Genomic DNA, 23,762 nt, shown 5'->3' with positions numbered 1-23,762 from the left:
TGACGGAGGTGTGGGGGAACGCAGTCTTGGTCTGTCAGCGTGGCGGAGCCATGCTGTCGGGGGTAAAGTCGGTCGGCAGGCCGTCGATGCTCTTCATGTTCTTCAGACCCCAGTATTTCCGCAGATTGTCGACGCCCTGCGCCGTCCAGTAGCGCACGAGGTTGCCTCGCTCTTGCTTGTAGTCGAACAGCGGCACGCCCAGGCCGCACGATGTCTGCACGAGGTCAATTGAGAGACGTACGATTTGGCGGGCGCCTGCAACTTCCTCGAACTTCGGAACGAGATCGGCGTACTCCGGCGTGCCGCGCATCAGCGATCGACCCTGACCATAGAGCCGCAGGATCATCGGATCGCCATCGAAGGCGCAAAACATGATGGTCAGCCGCTTGTCGTTCGAGGCGACCAGGTGCGCGCGGGTCTCGCTGCCGCTGCCAGTGCAATCGAGGTAGGCGACGTCAGTTTCTCCGAGCACCCGGAATGAGGACAGGCCCTTGGGCGAGACGTTGATGCGTCCCTTCGGCGGGGCGCTGGCGACGAAGAAGATCTTCTGCCGCTCGATGAAAGCCCTGTGCTCTGGCTCGATCCTTGCGAATTGCTTGCCCATTTCCGTCCGTCCTTTGCGTAGCGACGAAGCCGAGGCCGAAACTAACATGTCAAATGTACCGGTTTAAGGATACACTTTATCCTGGTATAACGACCACCATGAAAGGACAGGATCCGATCGCTCCTGCACTCTCGCTCAGCGCGTTCTTGCGGGCGCTCCGGGAGCGCCAGTCTCCGGCGGAATTCGGTCTCGCCGCCGGACCACGACGGCGCACGCCCGGCCTCCGGCGCGAGGAGGTCGCTCAGCTCTGCGGATTGAGCGCCACCTGGTACACATGGATCGAGCAGGGGCGCGATGTGTCCGTCTCTGCTTCGACACTTGCGCGCCTCGCACGCGGATTGCGCCTGTCACGAGCCGAGCGCGGCTATCTGTTTGAGCTCGCGGGCAAGCGCGATCCCGAACGGCCGGGCAAAAGGGATGATCCACCTGAGGGGGTGCTGGCCTGCGTCGATGCGATCGATGGTCCCGCCTACATCCTCGATCGCACATGGAGCGCGCGTCGTTGGAACGCGAAAGCGTCCCGACTGTTTGCGGGATGGCTCGATGCTGACGGCGAAAAAAACCTTCTGCGATACATCTTCCTCCGGCCTGAGGCGCGAACTCTGATCCTGGACTGGACGTCCCGTGCGCATCGCGTCGTCGCAGAGTTCCGCGCCGCGGTGACGGGCTACGCCGACGATCCGGATATTCGCCGGCTCGTAGACGAACTGAGAATTGGAAGCTCGGACTTCGAGCACTGCTGGGAGACGCAGGGGGTTTTGGCACGCGAAGGGGGCGAACGTGCGTTCGATCATCCGACCATGGGACTGCTGCGCTATCAGCAGGTGTCGCTGTCTCTTGCGGGCTGGCCCGACTATCGACTGACGATGCTTCTCTCTGCGCCAACCATACGCAATCGATGACCGGTATCGCGGCCAAACCCGCCGCGCGGCCCGCTCGCTCGTCAGCGTCCGTCTACCAACCCACGCCCGCCCAGCGCCGGCCGAATACCGGCGGCTTCGACTTCACGGCTTGCCAGCCGAAGAAGTGATGCTTGCCGGACCATGCGTGCACCACGCCGCTGCAGATTTTGCATTTGAAGCTGCCGGAATGCGCTTCGCTGTGCTCTTCCCTGGTCGCGGTGTAGTTCATGCTGCAACCGGTGCAGGTGAATTCTTCGATCGTCCAGATGCTGTTCGCCATTTGCACGGAATGTTTTCTTGGGACCTCGGTGCACGGTAGGAGCGGGTCTTTGCATCGGCGTAAACTGGGGCAACGAAATCCGGTTAATCGCCGTTAGCCAAACCGGGCTCCGCTCCGAGCCAGTGCAGGATGTTCCGGGTGTTCGGAGCGCCGGTCAGTCCAAATCGCGCCGCCGACAGGTCCAAGCGCGCGCCTGGTCCGGCAGCTAGATTTCACCCAGTCGCCTCGGTCGGGAGGCGCGCAAGTGGGGGCGAGATGATGGGGACAAAGCTCGTTTTGACGGCCGCGCTGCTGTCGCTGGCAACGCCGGCATTCGCCGCGGATATCATCGCGCCTGCGCCGGTGAAGGCGCCGGTGCCGGCTGCGATCTTCACCTGGACCGGCTTCTATATCGGCGCCCACGGCGGCGGCGCCTGGAGCAAGTGGACAGGCATCGACCCGACCGATCCGACCGCGGTCTGGACCTCCGTCACCGCCAGCGGCGGCATCGTCGGCGGCCAGATCGGCGGCAACTACCAGATCGGCAATGTCGTGGTGGGGCTCGAGGGCACCGGCGCCTGGTCCAGCGTCGCGCAGAACGCCGGCGGTCCGTTCGGCGGCGGCGCCGGCTTCACCTTGTCGCTCAAGAACGACTACATCGCCACGGTCGCCGGCCGGTTCGGCGTCGCCTTCGACCGCGTGCTGCTCTACGCCAAGGGCGGTGCGGCCTTCACCCGCGACAAGTACAATGCCAATAATGGCCTTGCCGGCGCGCTCGCCGGTTCTGCCTCGGGCAGCTTCAACCGCACCGGCTGGCTCGCCGGCGGCGGCGTCGAATGGATGTTCATGCCGAACTGGTCGGTGAGGGCCGAGTACAACTACATGGGCTTCGCCGCGATCACCGAGCAGCCGGCGACATCAGGCAACCTGGCGGCCACGCCGGCCAATGTGAAGCTGAACATCCAGACCGGAACGGTCGGCGTGAACTACCACTTCTAGCCGCGCAGGCGTTGCCGCAGGATCAGCCCTCGGTCCGGTCAAGCCGGAGCGGGAGCCCGGTCGTCTTGACGCCGGATGCGGGGCTGGCAATAACGGCTTGCCCGTGCATGTGCCGGAACCAGCGTCGATGCCGCAAAGAAAGTCGTGCCCGTGAAAAGCCTCCGTCAGCTCCTGACGGGAGAGGACATCATCCAGCTCGTGATCCGGCTCGGCCTGCTCGCCCTGCTGATCATCTGGACCTTCCTGATCATCCGCCCGTTCGTGCCGATCCTGGCCTGGAGCGGCGTGCTCGCGGTCGCGTTCTATCCGGCCTTCAGCTGGGTCGCCAAGATCCTCGGCGGTCGGCCCAAGACCGCCGCGGCGATCCTCACCTTGATCACGCTCGGCATCGTCATCGGCCCTGCAACCTGGCTCGGTATCAGCGCGGTGGACGGCGTGCGCGAGCTGGCGCACCAGCTCGGCACCGGCGATCTCGCGCTCCAGTCGGCGCCGGAGCAGCTCAAGTCGTGGCCGCTCGTCGGCCCGTGGCTCTACGACCTCTGGGACCAGGCCTACACCAACATCCGCGCGGTGCTGCGCGAAGTGGCGCCCTATCTCCAGCCGCTGGCAGGACCGCTGCTGTCGTTCGCGGGCGATGCCGGCGTCGGCACGCTCCAGTTTCTGGTCTCGGTGTTCGTCGCCGGCTTCCTGTTCCCGCATGGGCCGCGGTTGGTTGCGGCCAGCCGCGGCTTCCTGTTTCGCATCGTGCCCGAGCAGAGCGAGCATTTCCTGGGGCTCGCCGGCGCGACCATCCGCGCCGTGGCTCAAGGGGTGATCGGCGTCGCGATCGTGCAGGCACTGCTCGCCGGCATCGGCTTCAAGCTCGCAGCCGTTCCGAGCGCCGGCCTTCTCGCCTTCATCGTGCTGCTGCTCTCGATCGTGCAGATCGGCGCCTTCCTCGTGCTGCTGCCGGTGATCATCTGGATCTGGACCGACAAGGACGTCACCACGGCGCTGCTGCTCACGGTGTTTCTCGTCCTGGTCGGCTTCATCGACACCATGTTGAAGCCGCTCGTGATGGGGCGCGGTCTGACCACGCCGACCATCGTGATCTTCGTCGGCGTGATCGGCGGCACGCTCGCCCATGGCATCGTCGGCCTGTTCATCGGGCCGATCATCCTGTCGGTTGCCTGGGAGATGATGATGGCCTGGATCAGGACGGAGGACCGGGCGGGGGCGGGCGCGAAGGCGAGCGAAGGCTGATCTTGCGTCCTCGAACGGCGCGATCTGAACGCCGTGTCGCAGCTGGCCCGAAGGCCCGCGGCCTGTGATCAAGGCGCGTCCCGAACTTGTCTATCCGACTAGACAAGTTACGATTGGGACGATTCTAATTTCGATTACGGCAGCAATGGCGAAGTCTTCCAAGCTGGTTGCCGCCAAGCGCGGCAAGGTATTGTTGGTCAGACGCCGGTCGGACGGCCTGTGGATGTTCCCGGGCGGCCGCAAGCGCGCGCGCGAGTCCGAGAAGGACTGCCTGCGGCGCGAGATCAAGGAGGAGCTGCCCAAGCTGAAGCTCGGCCGGATCAGCCTCTGGAAGGAAGTGAAGGCCAGGAACAAGCGCTCCGGCCGCAAGATGAGCGATGCGATCTTCATCGCCAAGGGCGCCAAGGGCAGGCTCGCGATCGGCGACAAGAAGGAGATCGACCGCGCCGCCTGGCAGAAGCCGCGCGGCATCCGCCTGACCCCGACCTCGCGCTATATCCGCGACCGCCTGTTTCCGAGGAAGCCGCGGCGGCGCGGCTGAGTTCGCGTTCTCGCGAAGTGGATACCGGTTGGCGTCAAGACAACGCGTCAAAATAGGAATCCAGGGCCCCGTTCCGATTCTATCGGAACGGACAACGGCTCTAGTCTTCCCGATCCACCGATCGGTCCCGCCCGGCGAATGACCGCGAGCGCGCCGCGCGCGGCTCCGGCGCGACGCGCCTTGCCGCCTCGGCCTCGCGCTGTTCCTTGCGCGCCTTGCGCGCGTTGCGCATCGCGCGCTTGACGAAGGGGTGCTGCGAATCCTCGGCGAAAAACAGCACCACCTCGCAACTCGGACATTGCCTGGAATAGCCGTCCTGCAACCGCCCGGCGCGATCGCGGAACACGGACTTGCAGCGCGTGCACTGAATCTGGACGAAACTCATGCGCGACCGACAATGACCGATGGGAATGGATCGTCAGGTGATCCCAAATGTCTGAAGAAAGCCTGAAGGCCTTGGTGAATTCACCGGAGGTCTTGTCGCAGCCGATGTCGTGCGCACGACGGCGATGCTCGCAAGATGCGGCCGGGCGTCATCGGCCCGCCGCGACTGGCGGCAGGCAGAGGTCGTCAACAGGCTCAGGTCGTTTGAGCTGCCCGACCAGCCGCTATTGCCTGGCTGCGAGCGTGTCGAGGCAATGGTTCAGATACGCGGTGCGATCCCTGGGCAGCACCTTGTCGAGATCGGCCTTCAGCGCGCATTCACGCTGCCGCAACTGCTCGGCCCGGCGCTTCTCGGCCGCCTCGCGGAATTCGGGAGCAACCTTGTTGGGATCGACCAGCGGCTGCGAGCGGGCGGGGGACGCCGCAAGGAGTGCAATGGCGGCGATGAAAATGAATGGTTTCAAATGAGCCTCCGTAAAAGAAGGCATCCTAGCCCGCGGCGCGCGCAGGCTCAAACCGGAGGTGCGGTACCCCGTTCCGGCATGATCGGGCCGCGCCAACAACCAACAGCGCGTGTGAACCAGTTCACAAGCACGCGACACATTCGCTGCTATGAAAGCGTATTGCTTGACCATTTCATTTTGAACGAAACGCCCCAGCGTCCAAGCGCTGGGGTTTTTCGTGCTGGACATGCGAGCAGCGCGTCCTCGATCGCAGCAGCCCGTGCATCCAGAGAAGCAGGTCCCACGCCGCGTTGAATGCTTCGGAAGCGGCGAGTTCCGATCCACAGCCAAAGATTTCGGGAGCGCAATGGCGCTCCGAACGTTGCCACGAGGCGTGCGTTGGCAGGGCAAATCCCATATGGATGGCGGCGAACCGCCGAATCGACAATGAGGCGGCTCGCGTTCGGTGGGTGACAGTTTACGACCAGAGACGGATTCAAGTGAGGCTTTCCAAAAAGGCGAAGGCGACCAAGACATCGCCAAAGAAGGGCAAAGGATCGCAGCGCGCCACGATCTCGTCTTCATCGCCCCTCGGTTCGATGGCTCTGCATCTGCTTGCACAATGGAAGCAGTCCGGACGCAGCGGCATCGTTTTTCTCGCCGAGAGCGAGAACAGGGCGGAGCGGCTCGGTAGCGTCATTCACGCGCTCGATCCCGCCTGCGAGGTCCTGGTGTTTCCGCGATTGAACACTTTGCCGTTCGATCAGCTCGAGCCGTCGCACGAACTGGCAGGGCGCAGAGCCTCGGTGCTGCGACGCCTCGCGAAATCCAGGAAGCCGCTCTTTCTGGTCTCGACGGCGGAAGCCGTGATGGAGCGCCTGCCGCCGCCTGCGAGCCTGTCGCGCCTGAGCGTGGGCCTGAAGGTGGGCGGCGCGTTTTCCGAGCGGGACCTGCGCGGGCGCCTCGAAGAGCTGGGATACGATCTCGAGGACGAGCCGGATTATCCGGGCGGAGCCCTGTTTCACGGACAGACCTTCGAGATATTTCCCGCGGGCGCGCTGGGGCCGTTCCGGATCGAGCATTCAGGCCGCGCCATCAGCCGGATCGTGGCGTTCGATCCGAAAGAGCACGACATCATCTTCGAGACCAGCGAGCTTCTCGTCGATCCCATGTCGGAGCGGCTGGCCTTCGCCGGCAAACGCGGCAAGCGCGCGACGCTGTTCGACTATTGCGGGCGCGCCAAATGGATCGCCGATGCAGGGGTCCCGTTGCATGTCGACGGCTGGCTCAGCACGATCGAGGAGGCCGCGCCTCGCGCGGAGAGAGAACGCGAATACATCGGACGGCGCGACTGGAAGCAGCTCTCCAGGGGCATGAAGGTGTTGCCGCGGACAGCGTCGTTCCAGCCCATCCCGGAGTTTTCGAAGCTGACCTCCTCCAGGAAGGCGCTGCGTGCCTTTGTCGAGGAGACGCGCCGGGCCGGCTCGCGGCTGATCCTGGTCGCGGCGCAGGAGGACGACCTGCGCGTGATGGAGCGGATGGGCGGCGTCAAGGCGCAGCGCTGCGAGAATTGGGACGAGGCGGTGCGCGGGCGGAGCGGCGAGGCGGCGCTTCTGGCCGATCTCGATGCGGGCTTCGTCGTCCCGGGGAAAAAGTCGCTCGTTGTCGTGACGGCGCCCGACGTGCTCGGCAGCCGGGCGCATCATGCGCAGCCGATGGCGCGGGCCTGGAGCGCGGCCTTCGACCATGCCGACGTGCCCGAGCAGGGCACGGTGGTCGTGCATCTCCAGCGCGGCCTTGCCGTGCTCGATGGCCTGCAGACCGTGAACACGGGCGGCGGCGCACTGCGCGAGATGATCCGCCTGGTGTTCGCAGGCGACAATGCGGTTCTCGTGCCGCCGCCCGATCTGGCGCTGATGTGGCCTTACGCAACCGAGCCCGGCAAGCTTGCGCTCGACAAGGCGGACGGCAGCTCATGGTGGGCCCGCCGCACCGAGGCCGAGCGCGAAATCCAGATCGCCGGCAAGGTGCTGGCCAAGCACATCAGTCAGCGCCGCAGGCGGCGCGCCGACAAGCTGGTTCCGCCGGGATCGGCCTATGAGAAATTCGTCGCGCGCTTTCCTTATTTCACGACGGTCGACCAGGCGAAGGCGATCCGCGACGTGCTGGAGGATCTTGCATCCGGCCATCCGATGGACCGGGTGATCTGCGGCGACGTGGGATTTGGCAAGACCGAGGTGGCGCTGCGGGCGGCTGCCGCTGTGGTGCTGTCGGGCAAGCAGGTGGCGATCGCGGTGCCGACGACGGTGCTGGCACGGCAGCATGTCGCAACGTTCCAGAAGCGCTTCGCCCCGTTCGACATCGAGGTGGGGAACCTGTCGCGGGCGACATCCGGCGCCGAGCTGCGGGCGACCAGGGAGGGACTGCGCAGCGGCCGGATCAAGGTCGTGGTTGGAACGCAGGCACTCGGCGGCAAGGACGTGAAGTTCGACGATCTCGGCCTCGTCATCATCGACGAGGAGCAGCATTTTGGCGCGGCGGAGAAGGCCAGGCTTTCCAGTCTCGCCAAAAATGTCCATGTGCTGATGATGAGCGCCACGCCGATCCCGCGCACGCTCGCCGCCGGCCTTGCCGGATTCCGCGACCTCAGCGTGATCGCCTCGCCGCCGGTTCACCGGCTTCCGGTCGCAACCAGGATTGCGCCGCTGTCGGATGCGGCCATTGCGTCGGCGTTGCTGCGCGAGCAGCGGCGCCATGGCCAGAGTTTTCTGATCTGTCCGCGCATCCAGGATCTGGATCCGATGCTGGCGCGGGTGCAGGCGGTGGCCGGTGATCTTCGCATCGTGTGCCTGCACGGCAGATTGGCTGCCGACGAGATCGACGACCGGATGATGAGCTTCGTCGAGGGCAGGGCCGACGTCCTGCTCGCGACCAACATCGTGGAGAGCGGCCTCGACATTCCGCGTGCGAACACCATCGTGGTCTGCTGGCCCGAAAAGTTCGGCCTTGCCCAGCTGCATCAGCTGCGCGGACGGGTCGGACGCAGCGGCATCCGCGCGTTCGCCCATCTGCTGACCGAGACGAATTCCGGGCAGTCGGAGAAGCGGCTGGCCGTGCTCGAGGAGTTCAGCCGGCCGGGCGCCGGCTTTGCCATCAGCGAACGCGATCTCGATCTCAGAGGTGCGGGCGATCTGTTTTCGGAGCAGCAATCCGGCCATGTCCAGGTGTTCGGGCCCGTGCTCTACAGCCACCTGCTGAAAATGGCCTCGGAGAAAGTCGACGAGGAACGGGCCGCGGTGTGGGTGCCCGACCTGAACCTGCCGGTCGCGGACATGCTGCCCGAGACCTATGTGCATTCCGAGCCCGTGCGGCTCGAACTCTATGCGCGCGCCGCAAGATGCAGCAGCGAGGACGACCTCGTCGACCTCGAGGAGGAAACCTCCCGCCGCTTCGGCCCGCTGCCGAAAGTCGCGCGCGACTTCTTTGCCGCCGCGAAGCTCAGGCTCGAATGCAAGCGAAGGGGCATCATCCGGCTCGACGTCGGCCTCGGGGCGGTGGCCGCAACGTTCCTGCCCGGACGGTTGCGGAAGTCGAGAGGGAAGTCACTGCAGCGCGACGGCGATCGCGTCGTCTATCACAGCCAGATGCGCGACGCGCCGTTCGAGCGGGTTGAAGAGTTGTTCGAGGTGCTGGACGAGGGGTGAGGACGGATGCGCCGGTCTGGCGCCGTCTTCATCCAGCCGGGTCAATCAGACAGGTGACATCAGTCACTTCGAGGCGTGGTCGATCTTGTGCCCCAAATGCCCGGTGTCGTGATCGCGGCGCAACTGGCTCAGCGACGTCTCGTTCAGCTGAGCCAGGACCTCGCTGAGCTGGGTCGCATCGGGATAGCCGGCCGCAAAACCCTTTCCGTAGATCTTGCGCAACGTGCCAACCAGCGTGTTGCCGTGCTTCTTGCTGATCCCGCCATCCTTGTCCCGATGGCGGCCATCCAGGCCCGATTCCTTCATGTGTCTCTCCCTGTGTGGCGTCTTGAGCGCCTGGAGAGAGCGTGCTCCCAAATGAGTTGATTGGCAACGGCGCGGCGCGCGGGCGTTGAGCGGCGGCTCGTGCCACCGCAAGGGCGTTGCGCTCGCGTATCTATCGCTTAGCTGTGATGCCGCGTCAGATTGCGGCGGGACGGTTGGCGCATCACATCAGCCCGAGCGGGTTACTCGATTGGAACCGATATGATGCGCTCTGTTCTGGCCATGGGTCTGTTGATCGTCCTGTGCACCGCCGCAAACGCGGCCACGGCGCAACGCTCCCGCGCACATCATCCGCGCTCTCCCGCGGTCGATCGTTCCGGCGCGGACGTGAATCCGCGGGCGCGCTTCGCGGTCCCCGGCTGGAGCGATGAAGCAACGCAACGGTGGCTGAACAGCGCCTCGTCCAATGTCGGCCGGGGCGGATAGCGGGTCGGTTACGTTGTCGGCCAGAGCCGGCGACCGTCGCAGATATGGAAAAATCGGCGACGTGCTGTGAACCGGCTCACAGTCGGTCTCCGCGGCCGCTGCTATGAAGGCCGCATTGCTTTACCGATTGATATTTTGAAAACGCCCCGGCGCTTCCCACCAGGCGCTGGGGTTTTCATTTGGATCACGGCAACGCCAGGAGTTCGCGAAGCGCGATCCGATGGCTGGGTGATTTCTGAAAAGGGAAGGCGGGGCGGCTAGGCGGCCTGCTCCTCGAACGAGGTGTATATCCGGCCGGTTGGATCAACGATCTGAACGTCCCAGCACCCGTCCGCGACGAGCTCTCTGGCCTTCTTGAGGGCGGCCTCGAGTGACAGCCGCTTGAGGCTGACGACGCCTGCCGTGTCGAAACCGTTGATTTCAAACATGCCGCTCCCTCCTGTTTTGCTGAATCTTACACCTTTTGAGGGCGTTGTCTCGCGGCTTTGTCGCGCTTCGGAGCAGGCTGCCCCATTGCTCATTCCATCGCCTAGACCCCGCAATCGGCCGGGGTGGCCGGGCCTGCCGGGCGGCCCGGCCGCTAACGTGAAATTAAGCCGAAAAGCCTACAATTTTAGACAGTTGTAGGTGGGTGCTGCGTAGAGGAGCCGTCGCGAGGACGTTCCGGCGTCGGCTTCCTTTTGCTCGCTCATGAGGTCAATGCAGATGACCACGACTTTGGAAGCGCAAGGCCTCGTCGAACAACTCGACCCCGCAGCGCTCGCGCTCGCAGCCGCAGCGCCCGAACCCGCCGCACCGGAAGCTCCAGTTCCGATCAAGCGCTCCAGCCGGAAATCGGTCCTGGCGCTGTCGGTGTGTGCCCTGGCCATCAACGGCTCGGCGGCCATCTATACATCGCCGGCCGATTTCTCGTCGTTGAATATCGGCAGTCTGGCCGAACTGCTTCCGCGCCGGGACGCACCCGCACCGAAACCGGATCCGGTCGTCGCCGCCTTGAAGGATATCCAGTCGGCCCAGCAGCAGCACACGGCTTCGCTGCAGGAGAACAACCAAGCATTGCAGCAAAATGCCGCCCTGCTGCAGCAGGACACAATGGTGCTGCTGTCCCTGCGCCAGAGCATCACGGACGAACGCTTCGACGTGAGGAAGATATCTTCGCAGCTGTCCACGCTGATCGCGAAGGTGGACTCGCTGCAAGGCGCAATGATGTCGGACGTCACGTCCTCCATTCGAAGAGCGAATGCTCGCTATGGACTGTCCGCGGCGATGCGCAAACGGATGGTCCGGCAGTCGAAGTCGGTGGGGCCTGTTTCGGTTGGTGGAGCGCCGCTGAGCATGCCGGCTGCAGTTGCGGCGCCGGAAAGCTGAAGATAGGTCGAACGAAACGCTTGGGACTGTGCCCGCACTGAACTGGCCCGCTGGTTCACGCTGGCGGGCCTCGGCGCTCCCGGCGCTCTGATCCGCAATTGAATCGGCAGCCGGGAGCCTTGGGGGCTGGAATGCAAGCCGTGCCACGCTCGCTCTTAAGCTGCAATCCGTGAGACGTCGAACTCCGGTAGTTGTACGGAGTCCATTTTCGGAACGGGGTGTTCTACTGTGAGAACACCGGCGAGATTTGAGTACCAGCCAATTTCTAGTTGTCCGGGAATGCCGCAGTGGGGGCTGGAACCACCCTGCGGCTTTTCCCATTGGGCTTAGTTCCTAGCCGTCGCGGCACGGAACGCCGAAGTTGTCGCAGGTGAGAGCGAAGGTTTCTTTCGCCTTCGCATCTTCAAAGCAGAAGCGCGTGCCGACATCGGCATGATCGATCCACCAATCAAGTTTACTGTCCTTTGCAATGCGCGAGGCTTCTCCTCGCAGCAGATCCAACTGTCTTCCAGCAACGTGGACGATCAGGCAATTTTCCTTGGTCATGAATGACGTCCTTATAATTGAAGCAACGGCTCAATTTGATTCCGACTAAAAATGAAAATCATGTGGCGTCTCCCGAGAGAAGACGATCATTGATCCCGTTTCAGCTTGCGTCGTCCCCAATGCGGTTCCTTGCCCTTGGGATTGAGTTCGGCGACGTGATGTCTGTTCAGCGGGTCCGTGTGGTTTTCGCAGACCTTCCGCCTCCGGCGGAGTGCCCCTTTTGGGCAGTTCATTTCGCCACTTCACCGGCGTAAATTGAACTTGCCGACCGTGCTGGCTTTACCCCTTCCAGCCCCAGCAAGGAAAGGCAGGCGGCCCTTCCACGCTATCAGCGAGGCGGGGTCGCTGCGTGTGGGGACGTGGAAAGGCAGCGCCACGGTTCACGCTGGCGGGCCTTCCTTGGGAAATTTACGGGTGGCTGTCCGCTGTGGGGTGGCGTTGCAAGCTTCGATAGCTTTCCGATAATACTCCGCCACCTTGAGAAGACCCTCACGCTCAAGATCGAGGGAAGCGATGGCTGCGTGCTCTCTGCAAGCGCGTTCGAGCCTGCGGAATTCCTTTAATTCCCGGTTCAACGACTGCTCCTCAGGCCCGAGGGACGCGATAAGCGGCGAGACCGGCAATGTATCCAATTGCCGAAAGTTCCCGCTTCATCAACTCGCACGCGAAATATGGCCTTTTTGCAGCGGTCTCACGTGCGTTCGAGCTCGCGAACTGCGGCGGCATGCCGCTCTCGAAATCTGGCCTGACCTCAGCTCCGCGGCGGCCGCAACCGGCACAGACGAAGCGCGGCTCGATACCAGAGAGGCGAACATCGTCAGGCCAGCGATCGGCGCTCAGAGTTCAGAGCGATATGATGGCCGCAATGGCAATAGACGAGGACGCCGCGCAAGCCCATCTCCCGCATCTCGCCGAAAGTGATCTTGACGGGGCGGCCGTCAACGTGCGTGGGCGTGTGGCGGCGGGCAGGGCGGGGCATGCCGCCATCGAAACGCGGCGCAGGCCAGAGTCAAATTATCAATCCCTTGGGTCTCGGAACGCGCGCGAGCTACTGCGCGTCGTGGGGGCTTCGGTCCCGCGCTCACGCCGTCGGCGCTGAACTTGAACGAGCTAGGTTCGCTTGGCGATTTTTTCTTTTGCCCTTTCTGGGCGTGGCCAGCTGTCGATCATGCTTTTCAGGCCGATCCCATCGAGTTGCGACCGCTCCCCCCGACGGCGGAAATCGGGCGGCCCAGCGCTGTTCGAACCTTCGTTGAAGGTCTAGGGGGATGGTACTCATAACCCGCCTCCGTCCTCCTGCTCTGGTCCTTAACGCGTGTCGCGGTCGAAGGCTCCTTACGCGGCCCGTCCTTGACCTTGCGGGGCGCCGGAGTCTGATCAGCCGCATGGGGCAATATCAACACGACATCGACGAACTCGCCCGCATGGAGCGGATCTGCCTGGAATTGGCAGGGCAGGCGACCACGGCTGAGGAGCGCGCCGGCCTGCTTGTTACGGCGAACAATTACAGGGCCGAGATCTCCGACCGGGAGAGCAGCAATCGAATTGTCAGCACAGCGCCCACACGGGGCTTTTTCAATCGGTTGATGGTCTGGCGTAAGCTATTGAATTTGCTTGGTGAGCGCGCTGGGGCTCGAACCCAGGACCCCGTGATTAAAAGTCCTATCGCGTATCGATGAAGGTCAATGATCAGCGATGATTGCTGGAACCAAATCCTTCACCTTATCAAGCCCTTAGATTACGATCTTGAGGATTAAGACCGAACGTCGGCGATCACCCAGACGTCAGGAAAACCTAATCTCAGACCTAATCTCAGGGGCCGTATGCTCGATCCACAAAGCCCATCTCCCGCGAAACGGGATCGTTCCGGCGAAGCCGATCGGCATCGTTTGTTCACCGAGATCAGTATCGCGAAGCTCAAGCTGAGGCCGGGCGAGAAGCAGGTCGCGTTTCGCGACAAAAAGAAGCAAGGGCTGATCTTGCGTATCAACGGCACTGGCCGGAAGTCGTGGCTCGTGTCCTTCTATGACAAATCGCGCGGCACGATGCGAACGGAAAAGCTGGGTGAGTTCCGGCCAGGATCGTCCGATCACGTCAGCCTCAAGGCCGCGCGGGACGCAGCCGACAATTTCAGGGCGAACAGGACGACCCTCCTCGCTGAGCGCGCGAAAAATGCCGCAGCCCGTTCCGATACGTTTGAAGTTGTCGCCGAACGGTATCTAAAACGATATGTGGACGGCAAAAGACGATCAGGACCTCAAATCCGCAAAATGGTCGAGAAGATTTATCCCGTTTGGGGAAAGAAGTCGTTTGAGTCGATCAAGAGGTCCGATGTTTCCAGTCTCCTCGACGACATTGAGGAGACGCGCGGGCCGAGAGCAGCAGACGTTACACTCGCCACATTGCGCCGGATGATGTCGAAATATGCCGTAGGCCATGACGACTATTCCTCTCCAATCCGAGAGGGCATGGCACGCATCGAGAGCCCTTCCGAGCGTGCACGGGATCGCATCCTCTCGGACGAGGAAATCCGGGTCATGTTCAGAGCGTGTGAGGGGCAGGGCGTCTTCGGCAATCTTGCCAAGATGCTCCTCCTGACGGCCCAACGTCGGATCAAAGTCGCGACCATGAGCTGGGACGATCTCTCCGGAGACGTCTGGACGATCGCGACGGAAGAGCGGGAGAAGGGGAATGCCGCGCGTCTAAAGCTCCCGAGGCTGGCTCTCGCCGTCATCGAGGCACAGCTGGAGACTCGGACGAACAACTATGTGTTTCCGGCCTCGTTCAAAACGAAGAGAACCGATCCGACGAGGCATTATGGGAGCTTTAGTGCGTTCGGAGACGGCAAGGCCGCATTGGACAAAGCGATGGCCGACATTATGCCCAACATTCCTCATTGGACTCTGCACGATTTGCGAAGGACCGCGCGTTCTCTGATGTCCCGCGCAAGAGTCCGTCCGGACATTGCAGAGCGCGTCCTGGGGCACGCAATTCCGGGCGTCCAAGGCGTCTACGACCGGCATGCGTACGATCTGGAACGGGCCCAAGCCCTCACGGCTCTGGCATCCTTGATCGCACGCATTCTGGAGGGGAAGGCGGGGAATGTGGTCCCCCTCATTCGTGCCACACGATCATAGCACGGCGGGGCGGGTTCCTGGGCCGTTTGATCCGGTCTGGATGGGGAGATGGTCCCCAGCATTTAGCCAGCCGCCCTGTGAGCCGCCAGGCTCTCCATCATCATTCCAAATCTCAACGTCGCGTTGAAATCCTCAATTTGTGCGGGAATTTCAGCGTTTTTTGCCCTTGATCGCCCTTAATCATTCCTGCAGTATGGACGAGCCGCATGTGATCATCATGTGCGGGACGATCGTGCCGCGGAGGCACAATGGCGTCGATCACGTAGAGCATCGGCTGTCGACAACGACCCGGCTGTGATCCAGTTTCAACTTGCACCAACGTTGCGTCTTACGACGCGCGGTGCGGTAGCTATTGGATACTGCCATGAAGACGTCAAATAGGATCGTTCGCGAAAAGCTCGTTCGTCGTAAGCCCAAGCCCATCACAGAAGCGCGCGAGCTAATCACTCGTAAGGAAGCAGCTGCAATTCTCGGCTGTCACGTTGACACCGTGAAGAAGCTTGAACAGCGTCGCGGTGGCAGTCTCGAGGTTAAGCGGCTCCATCCATCTGGTCGGAGCGTCTACTACAGGCTTGCGGACGTCATGACGATCGTCGGGCCACGCAGAATTCCCGATCCAACGCCCCTGCAATCCTAAGAACGACAAGGCCCCGCACTGTTCGAGCAGTGCGAGGCCGTCCGTTAGCGCGAAGCAAGATCACGCCAAGCCGTCGAAAGCTTATGCTCATGAACGAGTGATCAGCATCAGAGAAGATCATCGATGCCGAATATTCTATCACAGGTAGCGAACCAGAACAATGCTCTCAAGATCGGCCTTATGGCTCCGTATGTTGACACGATCGAGGTATCATCCACGCGCAGATTTCATCCTGCCTTCATTCGCGCGATCAAAGCGAACAGCGGGAGTGCCTTTCCGAAGGAGAAAAAGGACCGGAAAATTCCCGAGCTGGTATGGCGACACATTCTGGTTATCAATCAGCCGTCCCACTTCTGCATCGAGCTATTGCAGCTGTACGCTCGGATCGATCGCAATCTCTCGCTTTATCGGCTTCATGTCGCATTCGATCTGATCCAGACTTACCGCGGATGGACGTACGACCAAGCCGTCGAAATGCTGAAGAACTTGCTGCACCTTCGCCATCGGAGACATTCGGACTGGATATACGAATACGAGGGCACCACGTATTCGATCTATGTCTCACGCCGCAAATCTCGGCCCTATCGCAATCTCTGCGTCTACAACACCAAGCCGTCGAGCATCACGGGGGAGGACAATGCTATTCATGTCGAAATCAGAATGGAGAGAAAACGCTCCGTCCAAGCTGCGGGCATGTTCGATCCTATAGACATCCTGAGCATTAGGCCCGAGGAGATTTTCAGACAGTACTGCGTCGTCAAAGATCATCGGGCAAGATTGGAAGAAATTACGCTGCGCGGCATTTCATCAACATGCAAACAGTATGCTGATGCAGACTACTCCTACGCCGAAATGCGCGTCCGCGCGTTAAACAGACGGATCGGGCTTCACCACGTCTCCGTCTACGCGAAATATTATCCAGATCGCTTTGATCGTCTGGAAAAATGGGATTGCTTGGATTTTGAGGAGGGCTTGAATTGGGCTTCTGCTGATGTCGCGTGCGATGATGCAGTGCGGGAATTGCGTTCTTTGTTACCTCCTAAAAGGGCGCTCAAGCCGATCGAGCCCCTTATCCGAGAGAGACTGTAAGCTAGATCGCCGTGTCAGCTAGCTTAGATCCGGCGCCCGAACGTCGGCGGCACAGTCGGAGCTGATGCCGATCGTTGTTCAATCGCGCGATCCATTGCTGCGATCATGCGTGACTTCGCTTCGTTGGGCTGCTCTTCATGCGCGATTTCGGTCGCCTGTTTCTTCGCGGCCGGGCGCGAGTCTGTCCTTCCCAAAAGCTTAGCCTTCTGCTCCTCAAATTCCTCGGCCGTTAGAATGCCTCGATCGCGCAAAGTGGCCAGCTTTTCAAGGCTATCAGCTACAGACTCCGTTGCTACCATCTGCGGGACAACTGGCCGAATGCCCATGCGGTCTTCCACGAACTTGCGTGCATTCTCGAACACCTCATTGTCACCGAACATCAAGGTGTTCTCGTCCTTGGTGGCGTCCCAGAGTCCCTTAGAGCTCTCATTGCTGCCACCTAATGTGAATTGAATGTATCCACTCGCAAAGCCAGCCCTCTTGAACTGGACGGCGGTTATTGCCGAATACGGGATGGATTTTTCGCCCTTGAAGCCGTGCGTTAGAATACCCAGTATGGCCGACCGTCTTATGATTAAACGATCCTCCAACAGCTCTAACGAGCCGCCAATTCCCTTGCAGAGCATTTCGATCTCCCGTTCGGCGAGAGACATGTAGCGTATGCACGCAAAAAGCCCGGTAAGAAAATGGCTAAAATTCGAACAGTCGTCGCCTGGGGGGCCTCCCTTCACGGATGAGAGAGTAGGACGCCAAGGGGGCAGGGAAAGGCGCCCCACAAACCCGCTAACAAGCGAAAATCAGCGGCCGGCCGCGACAAGGAAGTAGCCCAGCTCGAACGCAGCCAGCTGCCCCAGAATTACAGCCAAAACAAATATGGCGGCCCAGGCCCATCGGCTGCTTGTTCTGGTCGCGAGGCCGTACGCGATCCAGCCCGCAATGACCGCCTTAGAAAATTCCAGCCAAATCATCCCTGCTCTCCAGCCCCAGTCGGCTGAGAGCTTACCGAAGAGGAGCCTAAAATGGGAGGACGTGATGACGAGGGATTTTATGACTTCGCAGGCAAGGGAGCCAAACGACGACGACAGCATGAGGAGACGAGCTTAAGGAGGTCGACATTCAAGCCCATCGATCGAGCCCGAAAGACGAGCCAGCTGTCAAAGCAGCCCACAAAGGGAACCGCTGGTCCAAACGACAATCCGAACGACATCAAGGAAATCATACGTCGCCTCGTCATCGATCATTCCGATATCAAGCCTGCGGAGATACGAGATGCGCTGCAACGCGAGGGATACTTCGTCTCGCTCACTACAATCGCCAATTTGAGGAGAGACATGCGCGAGGTCCTGCGGCTACTTCAAAAGCCCGATGTGGCTCTCATTGATCCGGACGATCTTGCGCGACGGAGGCGCAAACGCGAACGCCTCTATATCTGAAGCGCGACGTCAAAGCCATTTCGAATGACGTCCAAAGCGGTACGCATACCCGCACGCGTGTCCCGATCTTATTTGTTCCGCGCGATCCGTCCGGACGCTGATTTGAGACGAGTGAGCGCAGTTCTCATGACTCGTTATCACGTGGTGGCTTTCGCCCGCGCAGTAAAATAGGCGATGTGGGCATCCCCCTTGCAATGAGATCAGGTCTGAGATTACGTTTCGCGCCCAAAATCGATGCCGCAACAGCGACTGCGCAAAGGCGCATTCGCAAGCATGGGGCGAGGGCTTTGCACGGGACATTGAAGCAGAATGTGAGACGCAATCGATCGGCCGTTTCATCCGGTCGACGTCTCTTTGCTGAGCGCGTCCCTGCGAGCTCTCCGCGCGGACGTCGGTTCGTCGATCTCGTCAATCGATATGCCGATGATTGCGGGGGAGCCGACTCCATTTCCGAGACGACGCGCAATCACATCCGGCGTATCGCGTTTCTGCAATGTGTGCTCGAGGACGCGGAGGCCGAGTACGTCAAGACGGGCTCGACCACGTTGGATGAACGGCTCGAATATCAACGGCTCAGCAACACGCAATCTCGGCTGATGAAAAAGATCGGCTTGTTCAACGCATCCCCGGATCGGGCTGACGATGAGCACGACGATCCGTTGGCATATGCCGAACGCGGGGGCTCGCGTCTACACAGGGAACGGCTTGAATGAAGCAGAGGCTGGTGCGGGAACGTCTGGATGCCAGACCCGCACCACGCCTCAAGCCTCAACCAAGATCAAATCGTCTCACACTCCTAGACGCGATCGCAGACCCCAAGCTCTTCAAGCCCTTCTTTAAAAATCCAGCATCATGGATTGCGTGGCGTGCATTCATTGCCGCCGCGTTCGGCCTGCCGATGTCTGGCGAGGAACTCGCGATCTATCAAGCCTGTACGGGACGCAAGGATGCGCCGACCCAGCAGATGCGAGAGCTTGTGCTCGTCATCGGACGTCGTGGAGGCAAGTCCCGCATCCTAGCATTGATCGCAGTCTGGCTGGCCTGCTTCCACGATTATCGGCAGTACCTCGACGAGGGGGAGCTTGGCGTCGTCCAGGTTCTCGCAGCGGATAAAGAGCAGGCTCGCGTCATCCTCCGTTACGTGAAGGGCTTTATCAAGAAAGTCCCCATGCTCGCCCGGATGATCGAGCGGGACACCAACGTTGGGCTTGAGCTTTCAAATTCGATCTCAATTGAGATCACCACGTCCTCCTATCGCGCAGTCCGGGGCCGCACGGTTGTCGCAGCCCTCTGCGATGAAATCGCGTTCTGGCAATCGGACGACTCGGCCAATCCGGACGCGGAGGTCGTCAATGCTATCAAGCCCGGAATGGCAACGATCCCGACGTCTATGCTGTTGCTCGCTTCCAGCCCGTATGCCCGACGGGGCGTCCTGTACAACATGCACCGACAATATCACGGGAAGGACGACCCTCGAGTGCTCGCATGGTCCGCGGCAACGGACGTCATGAACCCGGAAATCGATCCGGCATTTCTGGCACAAGCCTATGAGGATGATCCTGTCTCGGCTGCCGCAGAATATGGGGCTCAGTTCCGTTCCGACGTCGAAGCCTTCATTGCGCGCGAAGCCGTTGAAGCCGTCACCTCGGACGAGCGGGAACGGCCGTATATGCCGGAGTTCAAATATCACGCGTTCGCGGATGCTGCGGGCGGATCAGGTTCGGACAGCTTTACACTAGCCATTGGTCACGTGGAAGAGGGCACATCCGTTCTCGACGTCATCCGGGAGGCCAAGCCTCCATTCTCGCCGGAGACGATCGTCGAGCAGTACTCGGACCTGTTGAAGACCTATCGCATCAGCAAGCTCCTCGCGGATCGTTATGCCGGCGAATGGGTTCGCGAGAAATTCCTGGGGCACGGGATCACCCTCGATTACGCCGCGAAACCCAAGAGCACCATCTACGGGGAATTCCTGCCCCTGATGATGAGCAAGAAGTGCGACCTCCTAGATAACAATCGGCTGACGAACCAGCTTTGCGGGCTTGAGAGACGGACAGCCCGATCCGGCAAAGACAGCATCGACCATGCTCCCAACGGTCACGACGACGTAGCCAACGCGGTGGCGGGCGTCCTCACGTCCATGGGTGTCCGCAAATATCGGTACGTCGCAGATTTGAGCTGGGTCGGTGGGCCGATCGATACCCACAAACTCGGACAGAGCAGAAGTGCTCAGATGCTCAGCAACATTCTAACCTTAAGAGGCATACGATGACTAACGACTCCATTCTTTACGACAGAAACGGCAAACGCGTTCGTCGCCTCGACGGCGTGATCGCGGACGGAGACAGGCTTGTCGTCGGGATGCGGCTGATGGATGCCGCACCAGCATCGCCGTCCGTTGTCACCATGCGCGACGTGGAAGGCGACGCTCCCCCGACCCAAGAGCAATTGGATGCCGCCTATCAGGCCCGTTGCTCCCGTATGGAAGATGCATGGCGTCATCCCGACCAGCAGGAAACCGAGAAGCAAGCCCCGCTGGCCTCGGTGGATGACGCGATCGAGCTGAGAAACCGGCGTCTAGAGAACGCCTGGAAGAGCTAGGACCAAGCCTGCCGCGTTCCAGCGCGGTGGGCTTAACAAGGAGGGGCCATATGGCTGACGGATCGAACCTACCAAAAGCAGCCCAACTCAAAATCCTCCGGCTGGAGGACGCAGAGCAGCAGGCGCAGACGCTGATCTCGTCCACTGTTCGCAGGATTGGCGAGCTGGAACGGATCATCATGAACAATCCCGACGGGGACAGAGGCGATGCTGTCCGGGAGGAGATTGCGTTACTCCGCGAGAGGAGAGACGAGCATACCGATCGGCATCGCTCATGCTGCGATGTGAACGCGGCAATCCGTCGATACCTCGGAATGCTCCCGGCCAACGCGGTGTTGTCGGACGCAAGAAAGGTCAAGGTTCGTCCTAGAGGAGGCGAGAGCTTCGTCGCAGCCGTCGACCGCGTCCGACGTGACATCGCGAACCTTGTTTCCGAACGATTTCAGGTTCAGCAGTGCGGGCTTCCGGTCGAGGAAATCCGCGCGAAGGCTCGGGATTGGATTGCCAGTCAAACACAGACGGCGCGACCGCGCATCACCGCGACACATAACGAGTTTGCAATCAGCTTCGAAGTCTACGATGAAAAAGCATCGGTTCCGATGCCCGACATCGCTGCGATCATGGCATTTCTCTATCCGGAGAAGCTGACGAAACGGATCGACGAAGCCATTGAGCAAATGCCTAAGCCAAGACTCAGCTTGTCGGCAGAGCAAAAGGCCAAACGGCTCCGAGAGATCAAAGACCTGCTTTACGAGCGCGAGACGGAGGAGGAGGCCCTGATCTCGTTGGCCGAAGAACAGGGACAGACGATCGATCGGCGTCCGACAGCCGATCCGAGGGCAATACTCGGCCTTGTCGTCGATCGAAACAGGGCAGTCGCATGAACGAGTTTCCCTCCCGTTAAGCTGCATCCGGGAGGGCATTGTGCTGGCCTCCCTCTGATGCCGTCCGGGGCCAGCAGCGGGCCACTGCGCAGGTGTCCGCGTAGGCAAAAACAGCGCAGAGCCTGGGGTCAGAATTGACCTTCGCTGACGCGCCAGGCAAGCCCGTCGTCAATCCGAAGCTTCCCGGCACCCGGAGAGGCGACGGGCTTTCGCTATATTTCCCGCGCTCATTAGCGGGTCGGAAGGCGCTTTTCCCTTGCGGGATGTGCTAGGGAGGCGGGCAGGGACGGGAAAGCCGCCTCAGGACCCGCTAATGGCGATCGGGCAGCCACGTCATTCCGCTTCCGCGCAACGGTTCGGAAATCGTCCGGAAGCCGCTCTCTTTTGGACGATAACGGCTTTGACGATCGCTTTTCTCGATGTCGTTCCAGGCATTCGACCGCCCTTGTCCATGCATGGACCACTCTGCGAGAGCTTTCGAGAAGATCGTCAATCAGCTTGTTGTCCAGCAGAAGTAAGTCTCTATCTTCTAGCAAACCGTGGAATTCACTGAGTGGAAGTGCGCGCCGGGCCATCTCTAAGAGATGACTTGCACAACGTTTCGCTTGCAATTCTTCGTCGTCGTCGAAATCGCGCTCTCGACGTTCGTGCATCATCTCTCGCATTTTTTTGACTGAATACTTCCCGCGCTCTGCCTTCTTTAGCCACTTCGTCTGCTCTGCAGGCTCCAAGGACGCGACAGCCGCGTGATGACTCCAGCTCAGAACCTCATTACGTCGTGAGGGAGATACGCTGCGGGACACGGTGCCCAAATTCATCAGAGTGCCGAACTCGTACGGAAGGCTCTTGGCGACTGCGATGGATTTGCGCTTGCCGTATTTGTGATAGCCGTAGGCCCACCAGTCTCCAATGGCCCATTGCAGAGCTCCGGTCATCGCAGCAAGGCAGATGCCGAGTTTTTCCCACAGCTCGTGCGATAGAGTGTCGGGCATCGTTAGGCCCGCGCGATGAAGCGTGATGCTTTCGGGCAAGCCCGAATTCAGCGGGGCGGACGTTTGAGTTCGATCTTCCCAATCATTCTTACTGTCAATTAGCTCGTATTGCTTCAGCGGACCCACTCTCGCGATCATATCGACTGAGCTCCTTCACGGCGGTGAGAGACCAGCAGTCTGACATTCAGCTAGGAGAGCGGAAGGGGCTTGTTCCGGCAATCATCGCTAATCAATGAAATAGTTGGCGGGAAGTCTGATCAGGCGACGATTTTGACGATGGTCAATCACGTAAACTGGCGAACTCCGCCTACCGTCAGCCAAGTGATATCGGAGATAAAGGAGCCAAATACGTCCCACCAGTCCTTCCTTCGAAGTTCATCTCGAAAGCGAGCACAAGCAGTATTGGTGCTCAGAACTTGTGGCACAACGTGCGGGCCGAAGCCAGCTATCTTGAAGTCTTGCTGTTTTGTGCCATGCGCGACTTTGGCTAGTATCCAAGCCCTTTCAGGCTCGTGCGCAAGCTTTCCAACTTGCTCGTGGTTACAACCATCTTTGATGTCAAAATAGAGCCAGAAAGCGTCGGTCGCAGGATTGCCTGCTTTCTGCTCGCCTTGGCCGATCCTGGTAACGATGCTGATATCTGCAGCACGCTCCCTCGCGCAGTCAAGGAGGGCAACAACTTCGACGGGGATCAGATTTTCTGTTTCCTTACAGGGAGTGGCGTTCACGAAAATCAGCGGCCAATCCTCGTCGGTAGATATTTGGCCAAGACGTTTCATCTTAAGCGAAGGTGTGCCATCCGGGAATTTTTTATCGGTGTCGACGACCGCACAAACAATTCGGCGTTCTCGGACTCGGCTTCGTGCGATATCAGGAATGCGCTCTCCCCCACCGTGCAATGGCTGAAAGCTCAATGGCAGCTGTCCGACTACTTTGGTGCTCAAATTGTTTAGCAGGAACTTCAGAAGAGGCCCATCAGTGTGCTCGTCTTCAACCAGCAGGATGGTCTTTTCATATACCCCCGTAATATAGGCTTGATCGATCGACAGCTCAACGGTATTCCCCACCCGTCGGACCGTGCCATCGGGAAGGGCTGCGATGCGGACATAAAACGTGGCTTGACGAAGGAGCCCGGCGGTCTGTGTGTAGTTCGAACGTAGCCGCTTCAATGTCGCTCGATCGATCGAGTTCATGTCGAGATGTTTCTCGCAGTAGTCAGCGACACTGCGATTTATGATAACGAGGTG

The 23,762-nt window shown here is 60.7% G+C and carries 25 protein-coding genes; 14 read left to right on the top strand and 11 right to left on the bottom strand.

Features of this window, described 5'->3' with window-relative positions; translation table 11 throughout:
* Positions 1-34: 34 nt before the first annotated feature.
* The gene (locus ACE10W_RS20600; RefSeq protein WP_375762747.1) at positions 35-604 is read right to left on the bottom strand and encodes a pyridoxamine 5'-phosphate oxidase family protein; all 570 of its coding nucleotides are present in this window, start codon (positions 602-604) and stop codon (positions 35-37) included.
* Positions 605-702: 98 nt separating this feature from the next.
* Between ACE10W_RS20600 and ACE10W_RS20595 the strand changes: the two genes are divergently transcribed.
* A complete protein-coding gene (locus ACE10W_RS20595; protein WP_375762746.1) occupies positions 703-1,506 on the top strand; it encodes a helix-turn-helix transcriptional regulator in 804 nt (267 codons plus the stop codon).
* A 52-nt stretch (positions 1,507-1,558) separates the two neighbouring features.
* Here ACE10W_RS20595 and ACE10W_RS20590 read toward each other — a convergent pair whose 3' ends face one another.
* The gene (locus tag ACE10W_RS20590; protein WP_271557833.1) at positions 1,559-1,786 is read right to left on the bottom strand and encodes a hypothetical protein; all 228 of its coding nucleotides are present in this window, start codon (positions 1,784-1,786) and stop codon (positions 1,559-1,561) included.
* A 255-nt stretch (positions 1,787-2,041) separates the two neighbouring features.
* On the opposite strand from ACE10W_RS20590, the gene ACE10W_RS20585 reads away from it, so the two are divergent.
* The 3 genes from ACE10W_RS20585 (at position 2,042) to ACE10W_RS20575 (ending at position 4,547) form a co-directional block, all read left to right on the top strand.
* Positions 2,042-2,764 (top strand): outer membrane protein, encoded by a 723-nt coding sequence (locus tag ACE10W_RS20585; protein ID WP_375762745.1) that lies wholly within the window; start codon positions 2,042-2,044, stop codon positions 2,762-2,764.
* A gap of 144 nt (positions 2,765-2,908) precedes the next feature.
* Positions 2,909-4,006, top strand: a complete 1,098-nt coding sequence (locus ACE10W_RS20580; protein WP_375762744.1) for an AI-2E family transporter — start codon at positions 2,909-2,911, stop codon at positions 4,004-4,006.
* 145 nt (positions 4,007-4,151) lie between these two features.
* Positions 4,152-4,547, top strand: coding sequence for an NUDIX hydrolase (locus ACE10W_RS20575; RefSeq protein WP_028173949.1), 396 nt, complete (start codon positions 4,152-4,154; stop codon positions 4,545-4,547).
* A gap of 100 nt (positions 4,548-4,647) precedes the next feature.
* On the opposite strand, the gene ACE10W_RS20570 is transcribed toward ACE10W_RS20575, so the two are convergent.
* Together ACE10W_RS20570 and ACE10W_RS20565 are read right to left on the bottom strand one after the other, a co-directional pair.
* Complete coding sequence (locus ACE10W_RS20570) at positions 4,648-4,830, bottom strand: hypothetical protein (RefSeq protein WP_231166484.1); 183 nt, start codon at positions 4,828-4,830, stop codon at positions 4,648-4,650.
* Positions 4,831-5,155: 325 nt separating this feature from the next.
* The gene (locus tag ACE10W_RS20565) at positions 5,156-5,395 is read right to left on the bottom strand and encodes a hypothetical protein (RefSeq protein ID WP_038967477.1); all 240 of its coding nucleotides are present in this window, start codon (positions 5,393-5,395) and stop codon (positions 5,156-5,158) included.
* A 578-nt stretch (positions 5,396-5,973) separates the two neighbouring features.
* On the opposite strand from ACE10W_RS20565, the gene ACE10W_RS20560 reads away from it, so the two are divergent.
* Positions 5,974-9,078 (top strand): DEAD/DEAH box helicase, encoded by a 3,105-nt coding sequence (locus tag ACE10W_RS20560; RefSeq protein ID WP_375762765.1) that lies wholly within the window; start codon positions 5,974-5,976, stop codon positions 9,076-9,078.
* 63 nt (positions 9,079-9,141) lie between these two features.
* Here ACE10W_RS20560 and ACE10W_RS20555 read toward each other — a convergent pair whose 3' ends face one another.
* Together ACE10W_RS20555 and ACE10W_RS20550 are read right to left on the bottom strand one after the other, a co-directional pair.
* Positions 9,142-9,384 carry a hypothetical protein gene (locus tag ACE10W_RS20555; RefSeq protein WP_011087435.1) on the bottom strand — a complete coding sequence of 81 codons (243 nt, stop codon included), beginning with the start codon at positions 9,382-9,384 and terminating at the stop codon, positions 9,142-9,144.
* Positions 9,385-10,085: 701 nt separating this feature from the next.
* Positions 10,086-10,256, bottom strand: coding sequence for a hypothetical protein (locus tag ACE10W_RS20550; RefSeq protein ID WP_165448161.1), 171 nt, complete (start codon positions 10,254-10,256; stop codon positions 10,086-10,088).
* Between the two features lie 271 nt (positions 10,257-10,527).
* Between ACE10W_RS20550 and ACE10W_RS20545 the strand changes: the two genes are divergently transcribed.
* Positions 10,528-11,196, top strand: coding sequence for a hypothetical protein (locus ACE10W_RS20545; RefSeq protein WP_028173954.1), 669 nt, complete (start codon positions 10,528-10,530; stop codon positions 11,194-11,196).
* A gap of 333 nt (positions 11,197-11,529) precedes the next feature.
* On the opposite strand, the gene ACE10W_RS20540 is transcribed toward ACE10W_RS20545, so the two are convergent.
* Positions 11,530-11,742 carry a hypothetical protein gene (locus ACE10W_RS20540; RefSeq protein WP_060912148.1) on the bottom strand — a complete coding sequence of 71 codons (213 nt, stop codon included), beginning with the start codon at positions 11,740-11,742 and terminating at the stop codon, positions 11,530-11,532.
* Positions 11,743-13,127: 1,385 nt separating this feature from the next.
* Here ACE10W_RS20540 and ACE10W_RS20535 point away from each other — a divergent pair.
* From ACE10W_RS20535 to ACE10W_RS20525, 3 genes are all read left to right on the top strand, one after another.
* Positions 13,128-13,421 (top strand): hypothetical protein, encoded by a 294-nt coding sequence (locus tag ACE10W_RS20535; RefSeq protein ID WP_375762743.1) that lies wholly within the window; start codon positions 13,128-13,130, stop codon positions 13,419-13,421.
* Between the two features lie 144 nt (positions 13,422-13,565).
* Entirely contained in the window at positions 13,566-14,879 is a 1,314-nt protein-coding gene (locus tag ACE10W_RS20530) for a tyrosine-type recombinase/integrase (RefSeq protein WP_375762742.1), read from the top strand.
* A 760-nt stretch (positions 14,880-15,639) separates the two neighbouring features.
* The gene (locus ACE10W_RS20525) at positions 15,640-16,605 is read left to right on the top strand and encodes a hypothetical protein (RefSeq protein WP_375762741.1); all 966 of its coding nucleotides are present in this window, start codon (positions 15,640-15,642) and stop codon (positions 16,603-16,605) included.
* Positions 16,606-16,628: 23 nt separating this feature from the next.
* Here the strand turns inward: ACE10W_RS20525 and ACE10W_RS20520 are convergent, their stop codons facing one another.
* The gene (locus tag ACE10W_RS20520) at positions 16,629-17,258 is read right to left on the bottom strand and encodes an SHOCT domain-containing protein (RefSeq protein WP_375762740.1); all 630 of its coding nucleotides are present in this window, start codon (positions 17,256-17,258) and stop codon (positions 16,629-16,631) included.
* A 144-nt stretch (positions 17,259-17,402) separates the two neighbouring features.
* Positions 17,403-17,573: a hypothetical protein gene (locus tag ACE10W_RS20515; RefSeq protein ID WP_375762739.1), complete on the bottom strand. Its 171-nt coding sequence runs from the start codon at positions 17,571-17,573 to the stop codon at positions 17,403-17,405.
* A 51-nt stretch (positions 17,574-17,624) separates the two neighbouring features.
* Between ACE10W_RS20515 and ACE10W_RS20510 the strand changes: the two genes are divergently transcribed.
* The 5 genes from ACE10W_RS20510 (at position 17,625) to ACE10W_RS20490 (ending at position 21,523) form a co-directional block, all read left to right on the top strand.
* Positions 17,625-18,038: a hypothetical protein gene (locus tag ACE10W_RS20510; RefSeq protein ID WP_375762738.1), complete on the top strand. Its 414-nt coding sequence runs from the start codon at positions 17,625-17,627 to the stop codon at positions 18,036-18,038.
* A gap of 299 nt (positions 18,039-18,337) precedes the next feature.
* Entirely contained in the window at positions 18,338-18,751 is a 414-nt protein-coding gene (locus tag ACE10W_RS20505; protein ID WP_375762737.1) for a hypothetical protein, read from the top strand.
* Positions 18,748-20,310 (top strand): hypothetical protein, encoded by a 1,563-nt coding sequence (locus ACE10W_RS20500; RefSeq protein WP_375762736.1) that lies wholly within the window; start codon positions 18,748-18,750, stop codon positions 20,308-20,310. Before ACE10W_RS20505 ends, ACE10W_RS20500 begins: the two co-directional genes overlap by 4 nt.
* Complete coding sequence (locus ACE10W_RS20495; protein ID WP_375762735.1) at positions 20,307-20,639, top strand: hypothetical protein; 333 nt, start codon at positions 20,307-20,309, stop codon at positions 20,637-20,639. Before ACE10W_RS20500 ends, ACE10W_RS20495 begins: the two co-directional genes overlap by 4 nt.
* Positions 20,640-20,689: 50 nt before the next feature.
* Positions 20,690-21,523 carry a hypothetical protein gene (locus tag ACE10W_RS20490; RefSeq protein ID WP_375762734.1) on the top strand — a complete coding sequence of 278 codons (834 nt, stop codon included), beginning with the start codon at positions 20,690-20,692 and terminating at the stop codon, positions 21,521-21,523.
* A 230-nt stretch (positions 21,524-21,753) separates the two neighbouring features.
* On the opposite strand, the gene ACE10W_RS20485 is transcribed toward ACE10W_RS20490, so the two are convergent.
* Positions 21,754-22,653, bottom strand: coding sequence for a hypothetical protein (locus ACE10W_RS20485; protein WP_375762733.1), 900 nt, complete (start codon positions 22,651-22,653; stop codon positions 21,754-21,756).
* A gap of 146 nt (positions 22,654-22,799) precedes the next feature.
* Positions 22,800-23,708, bottom strand: a complete 909-nt coding sequence (locus ACE10W_RS20480; protein ID WP_375762732.1) for a hypothetical protein — start codon at positions 23,706-23,708, stop codon at positions 22,800-22,802.
* Between the last annotated feature and the right edge of the window lie 54 nt (positions 23,709-23,762).

It is taken from the genome of Bradyrhizobium sp. B025, assembly GCF_042257955.1.
In the GTDB taxonomy this organism is placed as follows: domain Bacteria; phylum Pseudomonadota; class Alphaproteobacteria; order Rhizobiales; family Xanthobacteraceae; genus Bradyrhizobium; species Bradyrhizobium diazoefficiens.
The sequence above is the reverse complement of the archived record's forward strand: the minus strand, read 5'-3'. Positions and strand labels throughout refer to the sequence as shown.

Excerpts from the sequence above, each read along its gene's own strand:
- ACE10W_RS20600 (WP_375762747.1), bottom strand. The coding sequence starts at position 604 with ATGGGCAAGCAATTCGCAAGGATCGAGCCAGAGCACAGGGCTTTCATC.
- ACE10W_RS20595 (WP_375762746.1), top strand. The coding sequence starts at position 703 with ATGAAAGGACAGGATCCGATCGCTCCTGCACTCTCGCTCAGCGCGTTC.
- ACE10W_RS20590 (WP_271557833.1), bottom strand. The coding sequence starts at position 1,786 with ATGGCGAACAGCATCTGGACGATCGAAGAATTCACCTGCACCGGTTGC.
- ACE10W_RS20585 (WP_375762745.1), top strand. The coding sequence starts at position 2,042 with ATGATGGGGACAAAGCTCGTTTTGACGGCCGCGCTGCTGTCGCTGGCA.
- ACE10W_RS20575 (WP_028173949.1), top strand. The coding sequence starts at position 4,152 with ATGGCGAAGTCTTCCAAGCTGGTTGCCGCCAAGCGCGGCAAGGTATTG.
- ACE10W_RS20560 (WP_375762765.1), top strand. The coding sequence starts at position 5,974 with ATGGCTCTGCATCTGCTTGCACAATGGAAGCAGTCCGGACGCAGCGGC.
- ACE10W_RS20555 (WP_011087435.1), bottom strand. The coding sequence starts at position 9,384 with ATGAAGGAATCGGGCCTGGATGGCCGCCATCGGGACAAGGATGGCGGG.
- ACE10W_RS20550 (WP_165448161.1), bottom strand. The coding sequence starts at position 10,256 with ATGTTTGAAATCAACGGTTTCGACACGGCAGGCGTCGTCAGCCTCAAG.
- ACE10W_RS20545 (WP_028173954.1), top strand. The coding sequence starts at position 10,528 with ATGCAGATGACCACGACTTTGGAAGCGCAAGGCCTCGTCGAACAACTC.
- ACE10W_RS20540 (WP_060912148.1), bottom strand. The coding sequence starts at position 11,742 with ATGACCAAGGAAAATTGCCTGATCGTCCACGTTGCTGGAAGACAGTTG.
- ACE10W_RS20535 (WP_375762743.1), top strand. The coding sequence starts at position 13,128 with ATGGGGCAATATCAACACGACATCGACGAACTCGCCCGCATGGAGCGG.
- ACE10W_RS20530 (WP_375762742.1), top strand. The coding sequence starts at position 13,566 with ATGCTCGATCCACAAAGCCCATCTCCCGCGAAACGGGATCGTTCCGGC.
- ACE10W_RS20525 (WP_375762741.1), top strand. The coding sequence starts at position 15,640 with ATGCCGAATATTCTATCACAGGTAGCGAACCAGAACAATGCTCTCAAG.
- ACE10W_RS20520 (WP_375762740.1), bottom strand. The coding sequence starts at position 17,258 with ATGTCTCTCGCCGAACGGGAGATCGAAATGCTCTGCAAGGGAATTGGC.
- ACE10W_RS20515 (WP_375762739.1), bottom strand. The coding sequence starts at position 17,573 with ATGATTTGGCTGGAATTTTCTAAGGCGGTCATTGCGGGCTGGATCGCG.
- ACE10W_RS20510 (WP_375762738.1), top strand. The coding sequence starts at position 17,625 with ATGGGAGGACGTGATGACGAGGGATTTTATGACTTCGCAGGCAAGGGA.
- ACE10W_RS20500 (WP_375762736.1), top strand. The coding sequence starts at position 18,748 with ATGAAGCAGAGGCTGGTGCGGGAACGTCTGGATGCCAGACCCGCACCA.
- ACE10W_RS20495 (WP_375762735.1), top strand. The coding sequence starts at position 20,307 with ATGACTAACGACTCCATTCTTTACGACAGAAACGGCAAACGCGTTCGT.
- ACE10W_RS20490 (WP_375762734.1), top strand. The coding sequence starts at position 20,690 with ATGGCTGACGGATCGAACCTACCAAAAGCAGCCCAACTCAAAATCCTC.
- ACE10W_RS20485 (WP_375762733.1), bottom strand. The coding sequence starts at position 22,653 with ATGATCGCGAGAGTGGGTCCGCTGAAGCAATACGAGCTAATTGACAGT.
- ACE10W_RS20480 (WP_375762732.1), bottom strand. The coding sequence starts at position 23,708 with ATGAACTCGATCGATCGAGCGACATTGAAGCGGCTACGTTCGAACTAC.